Source organism: Enterobacter cloacae complex sp. OE43NF (genome assembly GCF_023544405.1).
Taxonomy (GTDB): Bacteria; Pseudomonadota; Gammaproteobacteria; order Enterobacterales; family Enterobacteriaceae; genus Enterobacter; species Enterobacter cloacae.
In genome coordinates this window covers 90,144-111,362 of sequence record NZ_JAMJFW010000004.1, presented here as the reverse complement: position 1 = coordinate 111,362, position 21,219 = coordinate 90,144, and the positions used below count along the sequence as shown (strand labels likewise).

Here is a 21,219-nt window from a genome sequence, read left to right as displayed (position 1 = left end):
TGGTTAAAAAAGGAACCAAAAAGGATGCTTTTTACCCTGAAGAAATACATTGGAGGCATGATGCTTCCCCTTCCGCTACTGCTGCTCATCATCGCGCTGGGGCTGGGGCTGGTGTGGTTTAGTCGCTTTCAGAAAAGTGGCAAAACGCTGATCACCTTCGGCTGGCTGGTACTGCTGCTGCTGAGCCTGCAACCTGTCGCAGACAAACTGTTACGTCCCATCGAAAACACCTACCCAACCTGGCAGGGAAACCAGAAGGTGGAGTACATCGTGGTGCTGGGCGGCGGGTATACCTGGGATCCAAACTGGGCTCCCAGCTCCAACCTGATCAATAACAGCCTGCCGCGCCTGAACGAAGGTATTCGCCTGTGGCTGGCTAATCCGGGATCGAAAATGATCTTCACTGGCGCGCCAGCCAAAACCAACCCGGTCAGCACGGCTGAAGCCGGCGCCAGGGTGGCAGAATCCCTCGGCGTGCCGCGCTCCGCTATTATCACGCTGGACAGTCCGAAAGATACCGAAGAAGAAGCCGCCGCGGTGAAACAGGCTATTGGCGATGTTCCGTTCTTACTGGTTACATCTGCATCGCATCTGCCAAGGGCAATGATTTTCTTCGAAAAACAAGGACTGCACCCGCTTCCCGCGCCGGCGAACCAGATGGCCATTAACGCCCCGCTAAACCCATGGGAACGGATGATCCCGTCCCCGATGTGGTTGATGCATAGCGATCGCGTCGGCTATGAGACGCTGGGACGCGTCTGGCAGTGGCTGAAAGGCTCCTCAGGCGAGCCAGGGCAGGAGTGATTTTGTCGCAAGGTCAAAGTTGGCGCGGTTGAAACGTCCGGTATTCACCAGCTGCGCCACTTCATCCCACAATAAATAAAGCCAGCGCCGCCAGAGAAACGCCTCCGCAACGGGCGCGCGCTGCAGATAGTGCCACAGCAAGCCTTCAGCGGCCGCGCTGTCGCTGAGCCTGAACAAGTCGTACTCGCGCGGAGCCCAGAGCATGACCCCTGGCCCCAGCATCGCCAGAAGCTGGTCGCTACGAGAATCTTTAAGCATGCTACGCAGGGTAAAATTACCGTGTATCAACACGCAGTTGTCGTTAAAGCCTACAAACAGCGCCGGTAAACACTCCCGGGTGCGGAACAGGATACGTTTATCCTGCATGGTCAAGCCGGTGTTGTTGAACTGATTAAGCGTTCCCCACAGCACCTCCACCCGCTGGCGATACCACAGCGGCCAGAGATTTTCCTGAGTGCTGTCGACGGGTCCCACAAGGCCACGGCTATCCTGCCGGTGCCAGGCCAGCAGAGCCTCCACAATCTGGTCTTTCAGCTGTTCCCAGCGCTCCGGTGTACGCGCCGGGGCTTCAACGGATACGCCGCGTAAACGCTCAATCAGCAGAACATCCGGACCGGGGTGCTCTTCATGCGTCATCACTCCGTAAACCGTCGGCATACGCACGGTTCCTTGCCGCGCGAGCATTGAAATTTTCCAGGCGAGCTGCCTGGCCACACCCGGCGAGGTAAAGCTTCGGGCCATCAGAGGCATTGGGTTTCCCTGACTGTCGTACAACGACCAGAGCGCGGTATCTGCCTTTTCACTTACACATTCCACCCGGCTTAACTTCTCGCCAAGCAGGTGACTCAGTTCGGCACGCAGCTGTTCCATATGAGATTACCCCCATTAAGACTACTGCTTTTATAATGAGCGCGCAGGACGCAGATGTCACCCTGCGGAGATCAATTATGGAAAAGATAAGAGAAAATAAACGGCGGAGTGCATCCCTCCCAAAAGAGGGATGCCGCAAGGATTAACGCAATTCAGCGCGAACGCGCTCAAGATCTTCTGGGGTGTCTACGCCTGTACCAGGCACCTCTTCGGCGACGGCAACGTGGATCTTTTCGCCGTACCAGAGCACACGAAGCTGTTCCAGCATTTCAATATGCTCCAGCGGACTCGGTGTCCAGGTTACATACCGGCGAATAAAGCCAGCGCGATAGCCGTAGATGCCAATATGGCGCAGGAAGGTATCGCCAATGGTCTCTTTGGACACCGCAAAGCGATCGCGATCCCACGGGATGGTGGCACGGGAGAAATAGAGCGCATAGCCCTCCGCATCCGTCACAACCTTCACCGCGTTCGGGTTGAACGCTTCTTCCGCGTGGTGGATAGGTACCGCGAGAGTTGCCATGCCAACCTGACGCTGCGCCAGGTTTTCCGCCACCTGACGAATAATCGCCGCCGGGATCATCGGCTCGTCGCCCTGCACGTTAACGATTACCGTATCGTCGCTGAATGCGCATTTCTCAACCACTTCAGCCAGTCGTTCAGTACCAGACTGGTGATCGGCGCGGGTCATGCATACTTCCCCGCCTGCGGCTTCAACCGCACGCGCAACATCAGGATGATCGGTGGCCACGATAATACGGTCAGCGCCGGACTCACGGGCGCGTTCAAGTACATGCACAATCATTGGCTTGCCGTTGATATCTACCAGCGGCTTACCCGGCAGACGCGTTGAGGCGTAACGGGCAGGAATAATGACGACAAAGCTCATGGTTTGCTCTCTTCAGCCACCAGGGAACGGGCTTCGTTTTCCAGCAGTACCGGAATACCGTCACGCAGCGGGAAAGCGAGGCTGTCCGGTTTGCAAATCAGCTCTTGTTTGTCCTGGCTATAGTAGAGTTTGCCGTTGCACACCGGGCAGGCAATAATTTCAAGTAAACGGTGATCCATAGTTCCTCCGTATGGGTAATCGCTAAAGCTTATCACATTCCCTTTTCAGGGCGTGCCTGTTTCCCAGCCACTTCGACAGGATGTAAAGAGTCCGTCAGGCACGCGGCCCAGCGTCACTTCGCAGGCCTTCTGCCAGCAGGCAAAATCATTGATGGCGGATGTTAACCCTTTTTCCAGGGTCGCGGTTATCCTGACGCCATCTTCCAGATACAGCGCAATGACCTCTAGCGTGCCGGTTTTACGGTGCATTTTGGCATCCATGCGCCCTACCAGTTGTCCCTTGTGCAGCAGGGGCAAAACAAAGTAACCGTACTGGCGCTTTGGCGCGGGAGTGTAGCACTCCAGCCGGTAGCTGAAATCAAACAACTGCTCGGCCCGTTTTCTGTCCCAGACCACCGGATCAAAAGGTGACAGCACCGCGCTATGGGTTGCCTGAAGTTTACCTGCTTCAGCTTGTGGCAGCAGCGGGAGTAAATCCGCATGCAGCCACATATCGCCCAACCTCTCTACAGAGACCGGGATAACCCGCTGCTCGCGCTGCCAGTTATCCAGCAACGGTTTCAGCGTGGGCTGTCGGAGACGGTAATAATCGGCCAGCCATTGCGGACGGAAAATACCCAGACTGCGGGCGCTGTTTTCAAGCATGACGGCTTCGGCTGCCTCCTGTGTGAGCAGGTCGCGCTCGTCGTCCCAGTGAGGCATCACCCGCTGCGTCAGGTCGTACACCCGTTGAAAATTACGCCGCTCGACTACCATCACCTTGCCTGATGTAAACAACCCTTCCAGATGACGCTTGTGCGGTTTCCATTCCCACCAGCCGCTTGCCCCTTTTCGTGGATGTTCAAAATCCGCGGAACGTACTGGCCCCTTTTCCGCGATATGGGCAATGAGCTGCTCAATCTCAGCCGCATGCTCGTGCATCCACGCCTGCCGGTATTTCCAGCCCATTTTTTCCGGGGCAAGCATACGGTGGCGAACCAGGGCAAAATCGCTGCGGGGCAGGAAACAGGCTTCATGTGCCCAGTATTCCATCAGCTCTCCCTTGCTGAGCGCATCATCGAGCCACTGAGGCGGATAATTGCCCAGCCGGCTGAACAGCACCAGGTAGGGGCTACGAGCCACAATGTTGATGGTGTCGATTTGCAACAACGACATGCGTTGCACGGTAGTGAGGATATCGGCAGGCTGCGCGCGGCGACGGGGCTTTTTAAGAAGTCCTTGCGCGGCAAGGTGCAAGTTACGTGCGGCTGAAAGCGAGAGTTGCGGTAAAGACATGCGTTTTCCTGTCAGTCAAAGCGCCACCAGAACCGCGTAAGCTCTTAATGCACCAACGCAATCAGTTCCTGGAGCAAGTGTTCCGGCTGCTCGCCGCTGAGTTCGGCGTCAACCGGCAGATACCACCAGTTTTCTTTCGCAAAAGCGCGGCATTTCACCGCATCTTTTTCGGTCATGATTAATGTCTGACCGGATGTTGTCAACGCGTCTACCTGCTCCGCCACCAGCGCCTGGTGATCGGCCAGCGGAACACGCTTTTCAAGGCGGGCACCACACTGTTCCAGCGTTGCGAAGAAACGCGGAGGATGACCAATACCAGCCATCGCGACCAGCGCCGGTAGCCGGGAAACGGCCTGTCGTTCACCGGTCAACAGGTTAATTGCCATACCTGGCTGGAGTTGCATCGGGATCTCCCCCGGCTGTGCCGCACCGCCGTTAACAATCACCGCATCCACGGACTTCAGGCGAGAAGCGCGTTCACGCATGGGGCCTGCAGGCAGCCACCAGCCGTTGCCAAAACGGCGGACGCCATCAATGACCACAATCTCTTTATCACGCGCCAGCGCGTAATGCTGCAGACCGTCATCGGTAATAATTATTTGCACGTCGTCTTCGGCAAGCAACGCCTGAACAGCATCACTACGCACCGGAGAGACTGCGACAGGCGCGCCAGTACGCTGATAAATCAATACTGGCTCATCCCCCGCCTCGGCGGTCGTCGTGACCGGCGACAGGAGCAGTGGATAGTGCGCTGCTTTGCCGCCGTAACCTCGCGACACCACGCCGGGGCGGATGCCGCGCTTTTGCAGTTGCTCAACCAGCCAGATGACCACAGGGGTTTTGCCGTTCCCCCCTGCCGTGAGGTTGCCCACCACGACAACCGGTACCGGCGCACGCCACGCCCGCTTTAGCCCCAGACGGTAAAGCAGACGAATAATGCCGCTCACCAGACCATACAGCCAGGAGAGCGGCAGAAGCAGCAGCCACAGCGGGGACTCACCGGACCAGATACGGGCAATCATTCGCCGAACTGCATCTTATGGAGCTGAGCGTAAACACCACGCTGTGCCAGTAAATCGGTATGGCTACCGCGTTCTACAATGACCCCATCTTCCACAACGACGATTTCGTCAGCCTGTTCAATCGTTGACAGGCGGTGCGCAATCACCAGTGATGTACGGTTCTTTTGCAGTTCATCCAGCGCAGACTGAATTGCACGTTCAGATTCTGTATCCAAAGCAGAGGTTGCTTCGTCAAGGATCAGAATAGGGCTGTTACGCAGCAGTGCACGGGCGATGGCGATACGCTGGCGTTGACCACCGGAGAGCAGAACCCCATTCTCACCGATGATGGTATCCAGGCCGTTGTCCATCTTGTTAATAAAGTCCATGGCATAGGCCATGCGAGCGGCTTCTTCAATCTGCTCGCGGCTGTACTCTTCAGTGCGCGCATAGGCAATGTTGTTCGCAACAGTATCGTTGAACAGATGCACGTTCTGAGACACCAGCGCAACCTGGTTACGCAGCGACTGCAGGGTGTATTCCCGCAGGTCGTGACCGTCTAACAAAATTTCACCCTGATCGATGTCGTAGAAACGGGTAATCAGGCTGGCAATCGTCGATTTACCCGAACCGGAACGGCCGACCAGCGCAACGGTTTTGCCTGCCGGAATGGTCAGGTTGATGTTACGTAATGCTGGAACTTCACGGCCAGGGTAAGTGAAGGTCACGTTGCGGAATTCGACATCGCCCTTTGCGCGCTCAATGACGCGAGTGCCTTCGTCTTTCTCTTGCTCGGAATCCAGGATGCTGAACAGCGTCTGGCATGCTGCCATCCCGCGCTGAAACTGGGCGTTAACGTTGGTCAGCGACTTCAGCGGACGCATCAGCGCAATCATGGAAGAGAACACAACGGTGATGGTCCCCGCCGTCAGCGTTTCCATTACGCTCGGGAAGCTTGCCGCATACAGGACGAATGCCAGAGCCAGAGAGGCAATCAGCTGAATAATGGGATCAGAGATTGAAGAGGCCGAGACCATTTTCATCCCCTGCAGACGCATTTTGTTGCTGACTTTATCGAAGCGTTTTGTTTCGACCTCCTGCCCGCCGAAAATCAACACCTCTTTATGTCCTTTCAGCATCTGTTCAGCGCTGGTGGTCACCTGCCCCATCGTATTCTGCATATTCTTACTGATATTGCGAAAACGCTTTGAGACGACGCGGATCGCGACAGAAACAACCGGCGCCAGCACGATGAGGATCAGCGACAGCTGCCAGCTGTAATAGAACATCATCGCGAACAGACCGATAATTGACGCGCCTTCACGCACAACGGTAATCAGTGCGCTGGAGGAAGAGGATGCCACCTGCTCTGAGTCATAGGTGATACGTGACAGCAACGTACCCGTCGATTGTTTGTCAAAGAAGGCCACCGGCATGCCCATCATGTGGCTGAACAGCCGACGGCGCATTGTCATGACCACTTTTCCTGACACCCAGGAGATGCAATAACTGGAAATATAGCTGGTGATACCGCGTAAGATCATCAGTCCGATCACCACCAGAGGCATCCATAGCAACACTGAGCGATCCGTTTTACCAAAACCGTCATCCAGTAACGGTTTGAGGAGCGATAACATAAAAGTATCGCTGGCTGCGTTGAGAACTAACGCTATACCCGCCACGATTAAACCTGCTTTAAAAGGTGCAATCATCGGCCAGAGTCGGCGGAAGGTTTGCCACGTGGAGAGATCTTTGTCGTTATGCATTCAAAAAACCAGCATCTGTTGAAATAGCCGCATATTCTACCCGTTATCGACGGGCGCGCCAAACCACTGATGATACCAACGCGGTAAATATTGCTCCCGCAACCGTCGGATTTGCCAGGCATGTTGCGAAAACGTCACCGATATTTGGCCCGAATGAGGGGTATCGTGCCAGACATAGCCCTCCTTTCGATAACGCTTCACCACCTTCACTGACGGGAATCGCCACGCATTGTAACGGGCCGCAGAATCCAGCGCGATATCGCCTCCCACCCGTTGTACCAGCGGCAACGATGAGGAGGTATTACTGCCATGGTGCGGCACCTGTATCACCGTTGACGTCAGATAACGCCAGTAATGGCTAAGCATAGCCTGTTCCGCTTGCGCTTCAATGTCCCCTGTCAGCAAAACACTCTGCTCACCGTCATCAATTTTAACCACGCAGGAGCGATTGTTACCCAGGGCAGAGGATCCAGCCGGTGGCCAGTGGACGGTGAATGTTAACCCCTGCCATTTCCACTGCAGCCCGCGAAAGCAGGGAAGATGCTGCGCCCACCCCAGCGGGCTTCGTACCCATAAGCCGGGCCATGCCGCCTGCAGCGATGCCAGACCACCAGCATGGTCCAGGTGCTCGTGACTGAGAATAACGCCCTCTGGTTGCAGGTGATGCCAGCGTAACCAAGGAATAATCAACTGCTGCGCACTGTCTCCCCCAGGCCAGCCGGGACCGGTGTCGTATAGAAGCGCTTTACCCTGCCGCTCAATAACCATTGATAGCCCCTGCCCTACATCCAGCATATGCAACGTCCAGCTATCGGTTTTCGCCGTTCGCATGAATGGGGATGCCAGCACGACAGTTCCTGTCAGACACACCGCCGGCATGCCTTTCCAGGAGCGAAAACGCCAGCCGATAATGGCCAGCCAGGGCAGCAATGTCAGGTACTGCCAGCGCTCATCGACGTCCTGCCAGCCATCAGGCAGACGCTGCAGCAGCCAGAACAAACCGGCCAGGGACTTATCTGCCGCAAACCATACGCCAGTTTCCAGGGAGACCAGCGGGAGCAGGTGCAGTAGCATACCGAGCAGGATCAGCGGAACCGAGATAAAGGTCACCAGCGGAACGGCAAAGAGATTGGCCACCAGCGAAGAGACGCTGAAGCCATGGAACATCAACACCTGCAAAGGCAGGAGCAGCAGCAACATCCCAACCTGCAGATAGAGTAAATTTATCAGGGGTCGCACCCGGCGAGTCCAGCGCCAGCTGGGGAGTGGCAGCCACTGAAACCAGAAAATCAACGCCGCGACAGCAAACGCTGACAACGCCAGGCTTTGAGAAAGCACCGCCAGCGGATCAACGATGAGTATCGCTGCAATACAGCTACACCAGACCTGCCATGCAGACCACTGACGCGCGCCGATCCGCAGAGCGGCCAGCACCGCAAGCGCGATGACCGTGCGTAATGCTGGCGGCTGCAAACCCGTTAGCCATGCGTAGAAGGCCGCAAAAAACAGTCCAGCAAGCAGGGGCATCTGCCAGCGGATCCACTGACACGGCAATAAAAGCTGAAAACCCCTGGCAAGCATCCAGACGATGGAGGCCGCCAGCGCAATGTGCAAACCCGAGATCGCCATCAGATGCGACGTGCCGGTTTCACGCATCAGTGTTTTTATTTCCCGGGGCACATCCAGGCGCTCGCCCATCCCCAGCCCCAGGATCACCGCTCCCCATCGATAGGCTGAAAGGGTGTCGTGCAGCGATGACAGATAGCGGGCACGCAAGCTGCAGCGTTCATCAATGATTTCTGCCCGTGTAAAACGTCCGCTCAACGTTTGATGCCGGGCAAAAGCATTTCGCTGAGGATCATATCCTCCGTCGTTCAGTTCACCATGTACAGGCCTGAGCCTGAGCGTCATGGCCCAGCGCTGACCCGCGCAGGCCTTTTGCGGCAGGTAATTGCCATACAGCACGATGCCCGTCGATGCCCACCAGCGTTTGCCATTAAGTGCAACGAGTTTCCCCTGATGGACTGTTGTGCCATCGGTGGCGGTGATCTCTACCTCAGCCTTGACTGCACCGGTGGTTAGATGCTGCATCGGCCAGACGCTTTCCTGCGCTGCCAGAATGCCCCACGCGCAAAATAACAACCCCATACCGATACACTTCAGACTGAAGCTTCGCTGTAAGCCCAGCAACACCCCACCGGCAACCATGATCCATACAGTATGCCGTGCAGGTAGTTCTGGTAACCAGAGTAGCGGCACTATCGCCAGAATGGCGCACAGACTTAGTGTGGGAATTCCCATTACGACCTCCCTGTTTCAGGGCGGCAGTATGTAAGAAGAGGGAGAGAGGCGTCAGTTGAATAAAATGCAGGTTACAGCGCACGCTGCACTGTTTTTGTCGGTTTGCAGAAAACGACACGGGGATTGCGGCACGGCTTCAGAATAAAAACGATAAGTACAAAAAAAGCACCCGGAGGTGCTTTCTTTTGAACCCAGTTTAACCTGATGGCTAAACTCAGTTGCCGTAAATATTGGCGCGATCGCGCAGTTCTTTACCCGGCTTAAAGTGTGGAACGTACTTACCTTCCAGCTCGACTTTATCGCCAGTCTTCGGGTTACGCCCGGTACGTGGAGCACGATAGTGCAGAGAAAAACTACCGAAACCGCGGATTTCAATGCGCTCGCCCTGGGCAAGAGTGGTGGCCATATGCTCCAGCATCTCTTTTACGGCATCTTCCACTGCTTTAGCTGGGATATGCGGTTGCTGACTGGCAAGTCTTTCAATCAATTCTGACTTGGTCATGATTCCTCCGGTTCCTTTCAAACCAATTAGCTGAACAGCTCATTAAACAAGGGCGGCCGTAGCCGCCCTTTGTTATTGATTACAGGACGAATCCTGCAATCTGTCAAGTTTGCTCCTCATCCTTCGCGCGATAAATGCGTTACCGCTCAAAGGATGCTGAGGACTTGATATTACTCGCCTTTAGCTGCTTTGAAAGCTTCAGCCATTGCGTTGTTAGAGAAGTTTGCATCTTCCTGTTTGTTAACAGTAGCGATTGCATCTTTCTCGTCAGCTTCGTCTTTCGCACGAACAGACAGGCTGATTGCACGGTTCTTACGGTCAACACCGGTGAACTTAGCTTCAACATCGTCGCCAACGTTCAGAACCAGAGTGGCATCTTCAACGCGGTCACGTGAAGCTTCAGAAGCGCGCAGGTAACCTTCAACGCCGTCAGCCAGTTCTACGGTTGCGCCTTTAGCGTCAACTGCAGTCACTTTACCGTTTACGATTGCGCCTTTCTTGTTCAGTGCAACCCAGTTGTTGAACGGATCTTCTGCGAGCTGTTTAACGCCCAGAGAGATACGCTCACGCTCTGCGTCAACCTGCAGAACAACTGCTGCGATTTCGTCGCCTTTTTTGTATTCACGAACTGCTTCTTCGCCTGCAACGTTCCAGGAGATGTCAGACAGGTGAACCAGGCCGTCGATGCCGCCGTCCAGGCCGATGAAGATACCGAAGTCAGTGATAGACTTGATTTTACCTTCAACACGGTCGCCCTTGTTGTGGGTTTCCGCGAACTGCTGCCATGGGTTGTTTTTGCACTGCTTCAGACCCAGGGAGATACGACGACGTTCTTCGTCGATATCCAGAACCATAACTTCCACTACGTCACCAACGTTAACAACTTTGGATGGGTGGATGTTTTTGTTGGTCCAGTCCATTTCGGAAACGTGTACCAGACCTTCAACGCCTTCTTCGATTTCAACGAAGCAGCCGTAGTCAGTCAGGTTGGTCACGCGGCCAGTCAGTTTGGTACCTTCTGGGTAACGCTTAGCGATAGCTACCCATGGATCTTCGCCCAGCTGTTTCAGGCCGAGGGATACACGAGTACGCTCGCGGTCGAACTTCAGCACTTTAACAGTGATTTCGTCGCCCACGTTCACGATTTCGCTTGGGTGCTTAACGCGTTTCCACGCCATGTCGGTGATGTGCAGCAGGCCATCAACGCCGCCCAGGTCAACGAATGCGCCGTAGTCAGTGAGGTTCTTAACGATACCTTTGACTTCCATGCCTTCCTGCAGGTTTTCCAGCAGCTGATCGCGTTCTGCGCTGTTTTCGGATTCGATAACGGCACGACGGGAAACAACAACGTTGTTACGCTTCTGGTCCAGCTTGATTACTTTGAACTCAAGCTCTTTGCCTTCGAGGTGCAGGGTGTCACGGACTGGACGAACGTCTACCAGAGAACCTGGCAGGAACGCACGAATACCATTCAGCTCAACAGTGAAGCCACCTTTAACTTTGCCGTTGATAACACCGACCACAGTTTCAGCTTCTTCGTAAGCTTTCTCCAGCGTGATCCATGCTTCGTGACGTTTAGCTTTTTCACGAGACAGCAGGGTTTCGCCGAAGCCGTCTTCTACTGCGTCCAGAGCAACGTCAACTTCGTCACCTACCTGGATTTCCAGCTCGCCCTGGGCGTTTTTGAACTGCTCTGCCGGAATGGCGGACTCAGATTTCAGACCGGCGTCAACCAGTACTACGTCTTTGTCGATAGCAACAACAACACCGCGAACGATGGAACCCGGACGGGTTTCGATTTCTTTTAAGGATTCTTCAAACAGTTGAGCAAAAGATTCAGTCATGTTTAATCTTCAGGTTAATATTAACGTCCACCTGGCTCCGTGCCGGATGGGGTTGTTTCACATACCCGCCGTCAATCCATTGCAGCGGGGGTACTGCTAAATCGGTCGCAATTACGCGAGTGCCAGTTTTTGGCGCGCATATTGTAGCGCTTTTTCAATCACTTGCTCAATAGTTAAACTGGTGGAATCCAGAACTAATGCATCTTCTGCAGGAACAAGTGGGGCGACGGCGCGGTTACGGTCGCGGTCATCACGCTCTTTTATCTCGGATAAAAGGCGATCAAAGTTAACACTAAACCCCTTCTCCTGCAACTGAAGCATGCGGCGTTGAGCCCGTTCTTCCGAGGAGGCGTCAAGGAAAATTTTCACTGGCGCATCAGGGAATACCACCGTCCCCATATCTCGCCCGTCAGCGATCAGGCCGGGTGCTTCACGGAAAGCACGCTGACGGCGTAACAGGGCCTCACGAACGCGCGGGAAAGTCGCTACCTGAGAGGCAGCGTTAGCAACCTCCTGCGTACGAATTTCGCCGCTCACATCTTCCCCTTCCAGGATCACTTCGAGGTTTCCATCGGTCGAGACAAAACGCACATCCAGATGCGCAGCCAGCGGAACCAGCGCCTCTTCAGACGCAACATCAACATGGTGATGCAGCGCTGCCAGCGCCAGCACGCGATAGATAGCTCCCGAATCTAAAAGATGCCATTGCAATGCTTCCGCCATCGCCTTGCACAGAGTTCCTTTCCCTGCGCCACTAGGCCCATCAATGGTGATTACCGGGGCAACTGCCGTCATCTTTTTCTCCTTAATAAAGGCATACCGTTAACATGAACGCCGCGCATTATACGCGCCAACGTGCGCAACTGTTACCTTTGCGTGCAAATTACGGAATTAATGAAGCAGAGTGTAGAAGAAATGTGCGGGAACAAACGTCAGAAAACGTAAGGAAATGCCGCATCGGGTGATGCGGCGTTATGTCATCAGGCCAGTGTACTGATGCGGGCCAGCTGTTCGAAATAGTCCGGGAAGGTTTTCGCCGTACATTTCGGATCGAGGATCGTGACAGGTGTATCGGACAACGCCACCAGCGAGAAGCACATCGCCATACGGTGATCGTTGTAAGTTCCGATTTCCGCGAACTGCAGTTTTGCCGGAGGCGTTACGCGAATGTAATCTTCGCCCTCTTCCACTTCGGCGCCTACTTTACGCAACTCGGTGGCCATCGCGAATAGACGGTCGGTTTCTTTCACGCGCCAGTTGTAGATGTTACGCAGCGTCGTGGTGCCTTTTGCAAAGAGCGCAGCGGTAGCAATGGTCATTGCCGCGTCAGGAATGTGGTTCATGTCCATGTCGATGGCGTTGAGTTCACCACGTGTACAGGCGATGAAATCCTCCCCCCAGGTCACTACCGCACCCATTTTCTCCAGCACATCAGCAAAACGAATATCGCCCTGCACGCTGTTACGGCCAATACCGGTCACTTTCACCGTACCGCCTTTAATAGCACCTGCCGCCAGGAAGTAAGACGCAGATGAGGCGTCACCTTCAACCAGATAGTTACCCGGAGACTGATACTGCTGCGCACCGCGAACCACGAAGCGCTGATACGCCTGGTTTTCCACCTCCACACCAAAGGTTTTCATCAGATGCAGGGTGATATCAATGTACGGCTTAGACACCAGGTCGCCCTTGATGGTGATGACCGTATCCTGCGGTGCCAGCGGTGCAGTCATCAGCAGTGCCGTCAGGAACTGGCTGGAGACGCTGCCGTCCACCTCGACGTTGCCGCCGGTAAAGCCACCGCGAAGGCGCAGTGGTGGGTAATTTTCTTGCTCCAGATAGTCAATCTGGGCACCGCCCTGACGAAGGGCATCCACCAGATGACCGATCGGACGCTCTTTCATGCGCGGCTCGCCGGTCAGAACAATATTGTTGCTGCCCAGGCACAGAGCTGCCGCCAGTGGGCGCATGGCGGTTCCCGCGTTACCCAGAAACAGCTCCAGTTCCTCGGCTGAACGTAGCGCACCGCCGTTCCCCGTCACTTCACAGCGGGTACGGTCGTCAGACAGCGTGTAGTGAACTCCCAACGCTTTCAGCGCATTGAGCATATGGCGCACGTCATCGCTGTCCAGGAGGTTCGTGAGGACGGTGGTGCCGTTTGCCAGAGCTGCCAGCAGCAGAGCGCGGTTCGAGACACTTTTTGAACCAGGCAGATTGATGGTGCCATCTACCCGCGCGATAGGTTGTAACGTCAGGGATTCCATGAAACTTAACTCTCAACTCAACATAATAAAAACCCCGCAGCAGGGCTACGGGGGTGAAAACAGCGCAATCAACCGTGGCGACGTTCGAAGTCAATCATGAAATCGGTCAGGGCTTTAACGCCTTCCAGCGGCATGGCGTTATAGATGGAGGCGCGCATGCCGCCTACCACACGGTGACCTTTCAGCGCATGCAGACCTGCGGCGAAGGACTTTTCCAGGAAAACTTTATCCAGGTTGCTGTCCGCCAGCTGGAATGGCACGTTCATGCGGGAACGATTGGCTTTCGCCACATCGTTACGATAAAAATCACTCTTATCAATGACGCCGTACAGCAGTTCAGCTTTCTGCTGGTTGATCTTGTCCATCTGCGCCACGCCGCCGTTTTGCTTCAGCCATTTAAAGACCAGGCCGGAGAGATACCAGGCAAACGTCGGTGGGGTGTTGAACATGGAGTCGTTATCGTTCAGCACAGTGTAATCAAGAATCGACGGGCAGGATTTATGCGCTTTACCCAGCAGATCGTCACGTACGATGACGATAGTCAGGCCTGCAGGGCCGATATTTTTCTGCGCACCCGCATAGATGACACCGTAGCGGCTGACGTCAATCGGCGCAGAGAGAATGGTGGAGGAGAAGTCAGCGGCAACCACCACGTCTTTACCGAAGTTCGGCGTCTCGTCGATGGCAATCCCGTCAATGGTTTCGTTCGGGCAGTAGTGCAGATACGCGGCGTTGTCAGAGAGCTGCCACTCGCTCATTGGCTTCACGGCGCGTAGGCCATCAACGGTCACTTTGGCGTCGATGACGTTTGGCGTGCAATACTTGTGCGCCTCTTTCACCGCGCTGGCCGCCCAGTAGCCAGCGTCAACATAGTCTGCCGTGGTTTTGTCACCCAGAATATTCAGCGGTACGCCAGCAAACTGGCCGCGTCCACCACCGTGGCAGAACAATACTTTGTAGTTCGAGGGAATGTTCAGCAGATCGCGAAAATCCTTTTCTGCCTCTTCCGCCACCTGAATAAACTCTTTACCTCGGTGGCTGATTTCCATCACCGACGTACCCAGACCGTTCCAGTCACAAAGTTCCTGTTGAGCCTGTTTAAGCACGTCTGCCGGTAACATTGCCGGACCTGAACTGAAATTAAAGACTTGAGCCATTTCCCCTCACCACGCTAAAAGCCATAAGTTATAACTGTGGATATCGGTTTTATCATTCAGTGACACGCGCCGCAATGTCTAAAACTTATGACCGGTGAAATGTGCCCCTCGTCACACAATACAATCTGCCGCCTCGCTGTCACAAAACCGACAAAATGGCTGTCAGACAAGGCGTTTGGCCCGGCTAACCTTCGACCATTCCGGATTTGTACAGCGGGGACATAATTGATGATCGCCCACGTGCATGGCAACGACATGGCTACATCTTACACAGGCATATTCGCCGGATTCCGGTACCGTTTTAAACCGCTCGATCAACATATCCGGCAGAATACAGAGCCCTGGCTTAACCTCGTCCTCAGGATAGTAATACACGCTGATTTGCCCATTCGTTTCCATTATCGCCAGACGCACTTGCCCAAGCTGCTCCACGCTGTTCAGCCGCAACTCCATAAAGAACTCAAATTCGGTCATATTGGCGCTTTGGACATTTTCCCAGGCCAGCTGTCCGTTCTCAACGATAACGACGGGTTTCCCTTCAAGCATGTCTTCCAGCTTTTCACTTTTCGACATCAGCCACATGACCAGCCGGTAAAGCAGCGCCAGCGTGACGAAGACAATAAACACCGGCACCATTGGCACATCATCGTAAAAAGCGACATCCCCCGCCGCTGAACCCAGCGTCAGAATGATCAGCACCTCAAACAACGACATCTGCCGTACGCCACGCCGACCGGTGATTTTAAGAAACAGGAAGACCAGGACGAAGGTATACAGACTACGCAGCGCCACTTCGCCTAAAAATTCGGGTGGGACTTTATCAAACGCCATCCTTTGCAGATCGAATGCTTTCATTTTTTTATGCCTTAACAGTCAGTTACTGACAGTAAGCATAGCCCAGTCTTTTATTTTCGCCGGAGATAGCACCCGTCACGCAAAACCCGTATCATTGCGCGCTTTACGTACGATAAAAGTGAACGCCATGACTCAAACGTTTATCCCCGGCAAAGACGCCGCCCTGGAAGATTCCATCGCTCGCTTCCAGCAGAAACTGACCGACCTGGGCTTTAATATCGAAGAAGCCTCCTGGCTTAATCCAGTGCCTCACGTCTGGTCCGTGCATATTCGCGATAAAGACTGTGCACTGTGCTTTACCAACGGTAAAGGCGCGACGAAAAAAGCGGCGCTGGCTTCTGCGCTGGGTGAGTATTTTGAACGTCTGTCGACCAACTACTTCTTCGCCGATTTCTGGCTGGGTGAAACCATCGCTAACGGCCCGTTCGTTCACTATCCCAATGAAAAATGGTTCCCGCTGACCGAAGACGATGAACTGCCGGAAGACATTCTGGATGCGCGTCTGCGTGCGTTCTACGATCCGGAAAATGAACTGACCGCCAGCATGCTGATCGATCTGCAGTCGGGTAATGAAGAGCGTGGGATCTGCGCCCTGCCGTTCACCCGTCAGTCTGATGAACAGACCGTGTACATCCCGATGAACATTGTCGGTAACCTGTATGTCTCTAACGGCATGTCCGCCGGTAATACCCGCAATGAAGCGCGTGTGCAGGGGCTGTCAGAAGTGTTTGAGCGCCACATTAAAAACCGCATCATTGCTGAATCCATCAGTCTGCCTGAAATTCCGGCCGACGTGCTGGCGCGCTATCCGGGCGTGGTGGAATCCATTGCTAAGCTGGAGGCAGAAGGCTTCCCCATCTTTGCGTATGATGGCTCGCTGGGCGGTAAATACCCGGTTATCTGCGTTGTGCTGTTTAACCCGACGAACGGCACCTGCTTCGCCTCCTTCGGCGCGCATCCTGACTTTGGCGTGGCACTGGAGCGTACCGTCACCGAGCTGCTGCAGGGCCGTAGCCTGAAAGATCTCAATGTATTTACTCCACCAACCTTTGACGATGAAGAAGTGGCCGAGCATACCAACCTCGAAACCCACTTCATCGACTCCAGCGGTTTGATCTCCTGGGATATGTTCAAGCAGGACGCAGACTATCCATTCGTCGACTGGAGCTTTGCCGGTACGACCGAAGAAGAGTTCGCTACCCTGATGGCTATCTTCAACGCGGAAGATAAAGAAGTCTACATTGCTGACTACGAACATCTGGGTGTTTACGCCTGCCGTATTCTGGTGCCGGGCATGTCCGATATCTATCCGGCTGAAGATCTGTGGCTGGCGAACAACAGCATGGGTGCGCACCTGCGTGAAACGCTGCTGGCCCTGCCGGGCAGCGAGTGGGAAAAAGAGGATTATCTGAACCTGATCGCCCAGCTGGACGACGAAGGCCATGATGACTTCACGCGCGTACGTGAACTGCTGGGTCTGGCTACCGGTAAAGACAACGGCTGGTATACCCTGCGCATCGGCGAGCTGAAAGCGATGCTGGCGCTGGCTGGCGGCGATCTGGATCAGGCCCTGGCCTGGACCGAGTGGACCATGGAATTCAACCAGTCAGTGTTCTCTGCCGAGCGCACCAACTACTACCGCTGCCTGCAAACCCTCCTGCTTCTTGCGCAGGAAGAGGATCGTGAGCCACTGCAGTACCTGAATGCCTTCGTGCGCATGTACGGTGCCGAGGCGGTAGAAGCCGCCAGCGCGGCCCTGAGCGGCGAAGCGCCATTCTACGGACTGCAGGCGGTAGACAGCGATCTGAAAGCCTTCCCTGCGCATCAGTCGCTGTTGAAGGCCTATGAAAAACTGCAGAAAGCAAAAGCCGCTTATTGGTCAAAATAAGCGCATATAACATTATCAGCAGTAGGCGTATTTAATCGTCTGGGCTATATTACGGGGCAATTTCATTGCCCCGTTTTTTATTTTTTCGGCAATGAACGTTGAATGTAATAATAAAGTTAAATATGGGTAAATATAATAATATTTACCTGGGCTTTACTGTTACTTTTTATGGCAAATACTCCATATTAATTAACTGTTTCAGAGGTGGCCGACCGAAAAAATTCAACTCTTTTCATAACTTTTAAAATTTATTTTTACACGGATAATCAAAAACTTACACCGCAATTGTCGTAAAACCATACACACTGCGGGCCTATAAGCCAGGCGAGATATGATCTATATCAATTTCTCTTCTATAATGCTTTGTTAGTATCTCGTCGCCGACTTAATAAAGAGAGAGTTAGTGTGAAAGCTGACAACCCTTTTGATCTTTTACTCCCTGCTGCGATGGCCAAAGTGGCCGAAGAAGCAGGTGTCTATAAAGCAACGAAACACCCGATGAAGACGTTCTATCTGGCGATCACGGCTGGTGTGTTCATCTCTATCGCGTTCGTCTTCTACATCACTGCCACCACCGGTACTGCCGCGATGCCTTACGGCATGGCCAAACTGATTGGCGGCATTTGCTTCTCACTGGGTCTGATTCTGTGCGTTATCTGCGGCGCCGACCTCTTCACCTCAACGGTGCTGATTGTCGTAGCAAAAGCCAGCGGAAGAATTACCTGGGGTCAACTGGCGCGCAACTGGCTTAACGTCTATGTTGGTAACCTGATTGGCTGTCTGCTCTTTGTTTTGTTGATGTGGCTCTCTGGCGAGTATATGACCGCCAACGGTGGCTGGGGACTAAACGTCCTGCAGACCGCAGACCACAAAATGCACCACACATTTATCGAAGCGGTTGCACTTGGCATCCTCGCGAACCTGATGGTCTGTCTGGCGGTATGGATGAGTTACTCCGGCCGTAGCCTGATGGACAAAGCCATGATTATGGTTCTGCCGGTTGCGATGTTTGTTGCCAGCGGCTTCGAGCACAGTATCGCGAACATGTTTATGATCCCAATGGGTATTGTAATCCGCAACTTTGCGAGCCCGGAGTTCTGGACTGCAGTTGGTTCAACCCCGGAAAGTTTCTCTCACCTGACTATTATGAATTTCATTACTGATAACCTGATCCCTGTCACTATCGGGAACATTATCGGTGGGGGTCTGTTAGTTGGGTTGACATACTGGGTCATTTACCTGCGTGGCGACGATCATCATTGATGGTTATCTCAGGCAGTAAATAAAAAATCCACTTAAGAAGGTAGGTGTTACATGTCCGAGCTTAATGAAAAGTTAGCCACAGCCTGGGAAGGTTTTGCAAAAGGTGACTGGCAGAATGAAGTAAACGTACGTGACTTCATTCAGAAAAACTATACCCCTTATGAAGGTGACGAATCCTTCCTGGCTGGCGCAACTGAAGCGACCACCAAGCTGTGGGACAGCGTAATGGAAGGCGTAAAACTGGAAAACCGCACTCACGCGCCAGTTGATTTTGACACCTCCGTTGCTTCCACCATCACTTCTCACGATGCTGGTTACATCAACAAAGCCCTTGAGAAAATCGTTGGTCTGCAGACTGAAGCACCACTGAAACGTGCGATCATCCCGTTCGGTGGTATCAAAATGGTTGAAGGTTCCTGCAAAGCGTACAACCGCGAGCTGGACCCAATGCTGAAAAAAATCTTCACCGAATACCGTAAAACCCACAACCAGGGTGTATTCGATGTTTACACCAAAGACATTCTGAACTGCCGTAAATCCGGTGTTCTGACTGGTCTGCCAGATGCCTACGGCCGTGGCCGTATCATCGGTGACTACCGTCGCGTTGCGCTGTACGGTATCGACTTCCTGATGAAAGACAAATACGCGCAGTTCGTTTCCCTGCAGTCCGATCTGGAAAACGGCGTAAACCTGGAAGCCACCATCCGTCTGCGTGAAGAGATCGCTGAACAGCACCGTGCGCTGGGTCAGATCAAAGAGATGGCTGCTAAATATGGCTGCGATATCTCTGGTCCTGCAACTAACGCTCAGGAAGCTATCCAGTGGACCTACTTCGGCTACCTGGCCGCGGTTAAGTCTCAGAATGGTGCAGCAATGTCCTTCGGTCGTGTATCCACCTTCCTGGATGCGTACATCGAACGTGACCTGAAAGCAGGTAAAATCACCGAGCAAGACGCTCAGGAAATGATTGACCACCTGGTCATGAAACTGCGTATGGTTCGCTTCCTGCGTACCCCAGAGTATGATGAACTGTTCTCTGGTGACCCAATCTGGGCAACCGAATCTATCGGTGGTATGGGCGTAGATGGCCGTACTCTGGTCACCAAAAACAGCTTCCGCTTCCTGAACACCCTGTACACCATGGGTCCTTCTCCGGAGCCAAACATCACCGTTCTGTGGTCTGAAAAACTGCCTCTGAACTTCAAGAAATTCGCCGCTAAAGTGTCCATCGACACCTCTTCTCTGCAGTATGAGAACGATGACCTGATGCGTCCGGACTTCAACAACGACGACTACGCTATCGCATGCTGCGTAAGCCCAATGGTTGTTGGTAAACAAATGCAGTTCTTCGGTGCGCGTGCAAACCTGGCGAAAACCATGCTGTACGCTATCAACGGCGGCGTTGATGAAAAACTGAAAATGCAGGTTGGTCCTAAGTCTGAACCAATCAAAGGCGATGTGCTGAACTATGACGAAGTCATGGATCGCATGGATCACTTCATGGACTGGCTGGCGAAACAGTACGTTACTGCACTGAACGTTATCCACTACATGCACGACAAGTACAGCTACGAAGCCTCTCTGATGGCGCTGCATGACCGTGACGTTATCCGTACCATGGCGTGTGGTATCGCAGGTCTGTCCGTTGCTGCTGACTCCCTGTCTGCTATCAAATATGCGAAAGTTAAACCAATTCGTGACGAAGACGGTCTGGCTATCGACTTCGAAATCGAAGGCGAATATCCGCAGTTTGGTAACAACGACGCTCGCGTTGATGACATGGCGGTTGACCTGGTTGAACGTTTCATGAAGAAAATTCAGAAACTGACCACTTACCGTAACGCTATCCCGACTCAGTCTGTTCTGACCATCACCTCTAACGTTGTGTATGGTAAGAAAACCGGTAACACCCCAGACGGTCGTCGTGCTGGCGCGCCATTTGGCCCAGGTGCTAACCCAATGCACGGTCGTGACCAGAAAGGTGCGGTTGCCTCTCTGACTTCCGTTGCAAAACTGCCGTTTGCTTACGCGAAAGATGGTATCTCTTACACCTTCTCTATCGTGCCAAACGCGCTGGGTAAAGACGACGAAGTGCGTAAAACCAACCTCGCGGGTCTGATGGATGGTTACTTCCACCACGAAGCGTCCATCGAAGGTGGTCAGCACCTGAACGTGAACGTCATGAACCGTGAAATGCTGCTCGACGCAATGGAACACCCTGAGAAATATCCTCAGCTGACCATCCGTGTATCTGGCTACGCAGTACGCTTTAACTCCCTGACTAAAGAACAGCAGCAGGACGTTATCACCCGTACTTTCACTCAGTCCATGTAACTGGAATTGACTGAAATCACGCGTTAA

General features: G+C 53.7%; 17 protein-coding genes. 4 read left to right on the top strand and 13 right to left on the bottom strand.

Annotated features, from left to right (window positions below; all coding sequences use genetic code 11):
* Window positions 1-24: 24 nt before the first annotated feature.
* Window positions 25-804, top strand: a complete 780-nt coding sequence (elyC, locus tag M8370_RS03520; RefSeq protein ID WP_129327632.1) for an envelope biogenesis factor ElyC — start codon at window positions 25-27, stop codon at window positions 802-804.
* On the opposite strand, the gene M8370_RS03515 is transcribed toward elyC, so the two are convergent.
* The 13 genes from M8370_RS03515 to M8370_RS03455 form a co-directional block, all read right to left on the bottom strand.
* Window positions 781-1,674: a YcbJ family phosphotransferase gene (locus M8370_RS03515; protein ID WP_250020490.1), complete on the bottom strand. Its 894-nt coding sequence runs from the start codon at window positions 1,672-1,674 to the stop codon at window positions 781-783. The two genes, elyC and M8370_RS03515, sit on opposite strands and share 24 nt — an antisense overlap.
* A gap of 142 nt (window positions 1,675-1,816) precedes the next feature.
* On the bottom strand, window positions 1,817-2,563 hold the full coding sequence (gene kdsB, locus M8370_RS03510; RefSeq protein WP_013097299.1) for a 3-deoxy-manno-octulosonate cytidylyltransferase: 747 nt from the start codon (window positions 2,561-2,563) through the stop codon (window positions 1,817-1,819).
* The gene (gene ycaR, locus M8370_RS03505) at window positions 2,560-2,742 is read right to left on the bottom strand and encodes a protein YcaR (RefSeq protein ID WP_013097300.1); all 183 of its coding nucleotides are present in this window, start codon (window positions 2,740-2,742) and stop codon (window positions 2,560-2,562) included. Before ycaR ends, kdsB begins: the two co-directional genes overlap by 4 nt.
* A 45-nt stretch (window positions 2,743-2,787) precedes the next feature.
* Window positions 2,788-4,017, bottom strand: coding sequence for a winged helix-turn-helix domain-containing protein (locus M8370_RS03500; protein ID WP_114519100.1), 1,230 nt, complete (start codon window positions 4,015-4,017; stop codon window positions 2,788-2,790).
* Between the two features lie 44 nt (window positions 4,018-4,061).
* Window positions 4,062-5,039, bottom strand: a complete 978-nt coding sequence (gene lpxK, locus M8370_RS03495) for a tetraacyldisaccharide 4'-kinase (RefSeq protein WP_114519101.1) — start codon at window positions 5,037-5,039, stop codon at window positions 4,062-4,064.
* A complete protein-coding gene (gene msbA / locus M8370_RS03490; protein WP_095427258.1) occupies window positions 5,036-6,784 on the bottom strand; it encodes a lipid A ABC transporter ATP-binding protein/permease MsbA in 1,749 nt (582 codons plus the stop codon). Before msbA ends, lpxK begins: the two co-directional genes overlap by 4 nt.
* A gap of 36 nt (window positions 6,785-6,820) precedes the next feature.
* Window positions 6,821-9,085 (bottom strand): ComEC family protein, encoded by a 2,265-nt coding sequence (locus M8370_RS03485; protein WP_250020489.1) that lies wholly within the window; start codon window positions 9,083-9,085, stop codon window positions 6,821-6,823.
* A 214-nt stretch (window positions 9,086-9,299) separates the two neighbouring features.
* The gene (ihfB, locus tag M8370_RS03480) at window positions 9,300-9,587 is read right to left on the bottom strand and encodes an integration host factor subunit beta (RefSeq protein WP_003858233.1); all 288 of its coding nucleotides are present in this window, start codon (window positions 9,585-9,587) and stop codon (window positions 9,300-9,302) included.
* Window positions 9,588-9,757: 170 nt separating this feature from the next.
* Window positions 9,758-11,431 carry a 30S ribosomal protein S1 gene (rpsA, locus tag M8370_RS03475; protein ID WP_008499966.1) on the bottom strand — a complete coding sequence of 558 codons (1,674 nt, stop codon included), beginning with the start codon at window positions 11,429-11,431 and terminating at the stop codon, window positions 9,758-9,760.
* A gap of 111 nt (window positions 11,432-11,542) precedes the next feature.
* Entirely contained in the window at window positions 11,543-12,226 is a 684-nt protein-coding gene (gene cmk, locus M8370_RS03470; RefSeq protein ID WP_250020488.1) for a (d)CMP kinase, read from the bottom strand.
* Window positions 12,227-12,411: 185 nt separating this feature from the next.
* Window positions 12,412-13,695, bottom strand: a complete 1,284-nt coding sequence (aroA, locus tag M8370_RS03465; RefSeq protein WP_013097306.1) for a 3-phosphoshikimate 1-carboxyvinyltransferase — start codon at window positions 13,693-13,695, stop codon at window positions 12,412-12,414.
* A gap of 68 nt (window positions 13,696-13,763) precedes the next feature.
* A complete protein-coding gene (gene serC / locus M8370_RS03460; RefSeq protein WP_045902750.1) occupies window positions 13,764-14,852 on the bottom strand; it encodes a 3-phosphoserine/phosphohydroxythreonine transaminase in 1,089 nt (362 codons plus the stop codon).
* A gap of 162 nt (window positions 14,853-15,014) precedes the next feature.
* Entirely contained in the window at window positions 15,015-15,707 is a 693-nt protein-coding gene (locus M8370_RS03455) for a DUF421 domain-containing protein (protein ID WP_250020487.1), read from the bottom strand.
* 127 nt (window positions 15,708-15,834) lie between these two features.
* Here M8370_RS03455 and ycaO point away from each other — a divergent pair, with 127 nt between their 5' ends.
* From ycaO to pflB, 3 genes are all read left to right on the top strand, one after another.
* A complete protein-coding gene (gene ycaO / locus M8370_RS03450; RefSeq protein ID WP_250020486.1) occupies window positions 15,835-17,595 on the top strand; it encodes a 30S ribosomal protein S12 methylthiotransferase accessory factor YcaO in 1,761 nt (586 codons plus the stop codon).
* 405 nt (window positions 17,596-18,000) lie between these two features.
* Complete coding sequence (gene focA, locus M8370_RS03445; protein ID WP_013097310.1) at window positions 18,001-18,858, top strand: formate transporter FocA; 858 nt, start codon at window positions 18,001-18,003, stop codon at window positions 18,856-18,858.
* A gap of 51 nt (window positions 18,859-18,909) precedes the next feature.
* The gene (pflB, locus tag M8370_RS03440) at window positions 18,910-21,192 is read left to right on the top strand and encodes a formate C-acetyltransferase (RefSeq protein ID WP_013097311.1); all 2,283 of its coding nucleotides are present in this window, start codon (window positions 18,910-18,912) and stop codon (window positions 21,190-21,192) included.
* Window positions 21,193-21,219: the final 27 nt, after the last annotated feature.

Bases quoted from the DNA above. Each gene is read 5' to 3' on its own strand.
- elyC (WP_129327632.1), top strand. From the start codon at position 25: ATGCTTTTTACCCTGAAGAAATACATTGGAGGCATGATGCTTCCCCTT.
- M8370_RS03515 (WP_250020490.1), bottom strand. From the start codon at position 1,674: ATGGAACAGCTGCGTGCCGAACTGAGTCACCTGCTTGGCGAGAAGTTA.
- kdsB (WP_013097299.1), bottom strand. From the start codon at position 2,563: ATGAGCTTTGTCGTCATTATTCCTGCCCGTTACGCCTCAACGCGTCTG.
- ycaR (WP_013097300.1), bottom strand. From the start codon at position 2,742: ATGGATCACCGTTTACTTGAAATTATTGCCTGCCCGGTGTGCAACGGC.
- M8370_RS03500 (WP_114519100.1), bottom strand. From the start codon at position 4,017: ATGTCTTTACCGCAACTCTCGCTTTCAGCCGCACGTAACTTGCACCTT.
- lpxK (WP_114519101.1), bottom strand. From the start codon at position 5,039: ATGATTGCCCGTATCTGGTCCGGTGAGTCCCCGCTGTGGCTGCTGCTT.
- msbA (WP_095427258.1), bottom strand. From the start codon at position 6,784: ATGCATAACGACAAAGATCTCTCCACGTGGCAAACCTTCCGCCGACTC.
- M8370_RS03485 (WP_250020489.1), bottom strand. From the start codon at position 9,085: ATGGGAATTCCCACACTAAGTCTGTGCGCCATTCTGGCGATAGTGCCG.
- ihfB (WP_003858233.1), bottom strand. From the start codon at position 9,587: ATGACCAAGTCAGAATTGATTGAAAGACTTGCCAGTCAGCAACCGCAT.
- rpsA (WP_008499966.1), bottom strand. From the start codon at position 11,431: ATGACTGAATCTTTTGCTCAACTGTTTGAAGAATCCTTAAAAGAAATC.
- cmk (WP_250020488.1), bottom strand. From the start codon at position 12,226: ATGACGGCAGTTGCCCCGGTAATCACCATTGATGGGCCTAGTGGCGCA.
- aroA (WP_013097306.1), bottom strand. From the start codon at position 13,695: ATGGAATCCCTGACGTTACAACCTATCGCGCGGGTAGATGGCACCATC.
- serC (WP_045902750.1), bottom strand. From the start codon at position 14,852: ATGGCTCAAGTCTTTAATTTCAGTTCAGGTCCGGCAATGTTACCGGCA.
- M8370_RS03455 (WP_250020487.1), bottom strand. From the start codon at position 15,707: ATGAAAGCATTCGATCTGCAAAGGATGGCGTTTGATAAAGTCCCACCC.
- ycaO (WP_250020486.1), top strand. From the start codon at position 15,835: ATGACTCAAACGTTTATCCCCGGCAAAGACGCCGCCCTGGAAGATTCC.
- pflB (WP_013097311.1), top strand. From the start codon at position 18,910: ATGTCCGAGCTTAATGAAAAGTTAGCCACAGCCTGGGAAGGTTTTGCA.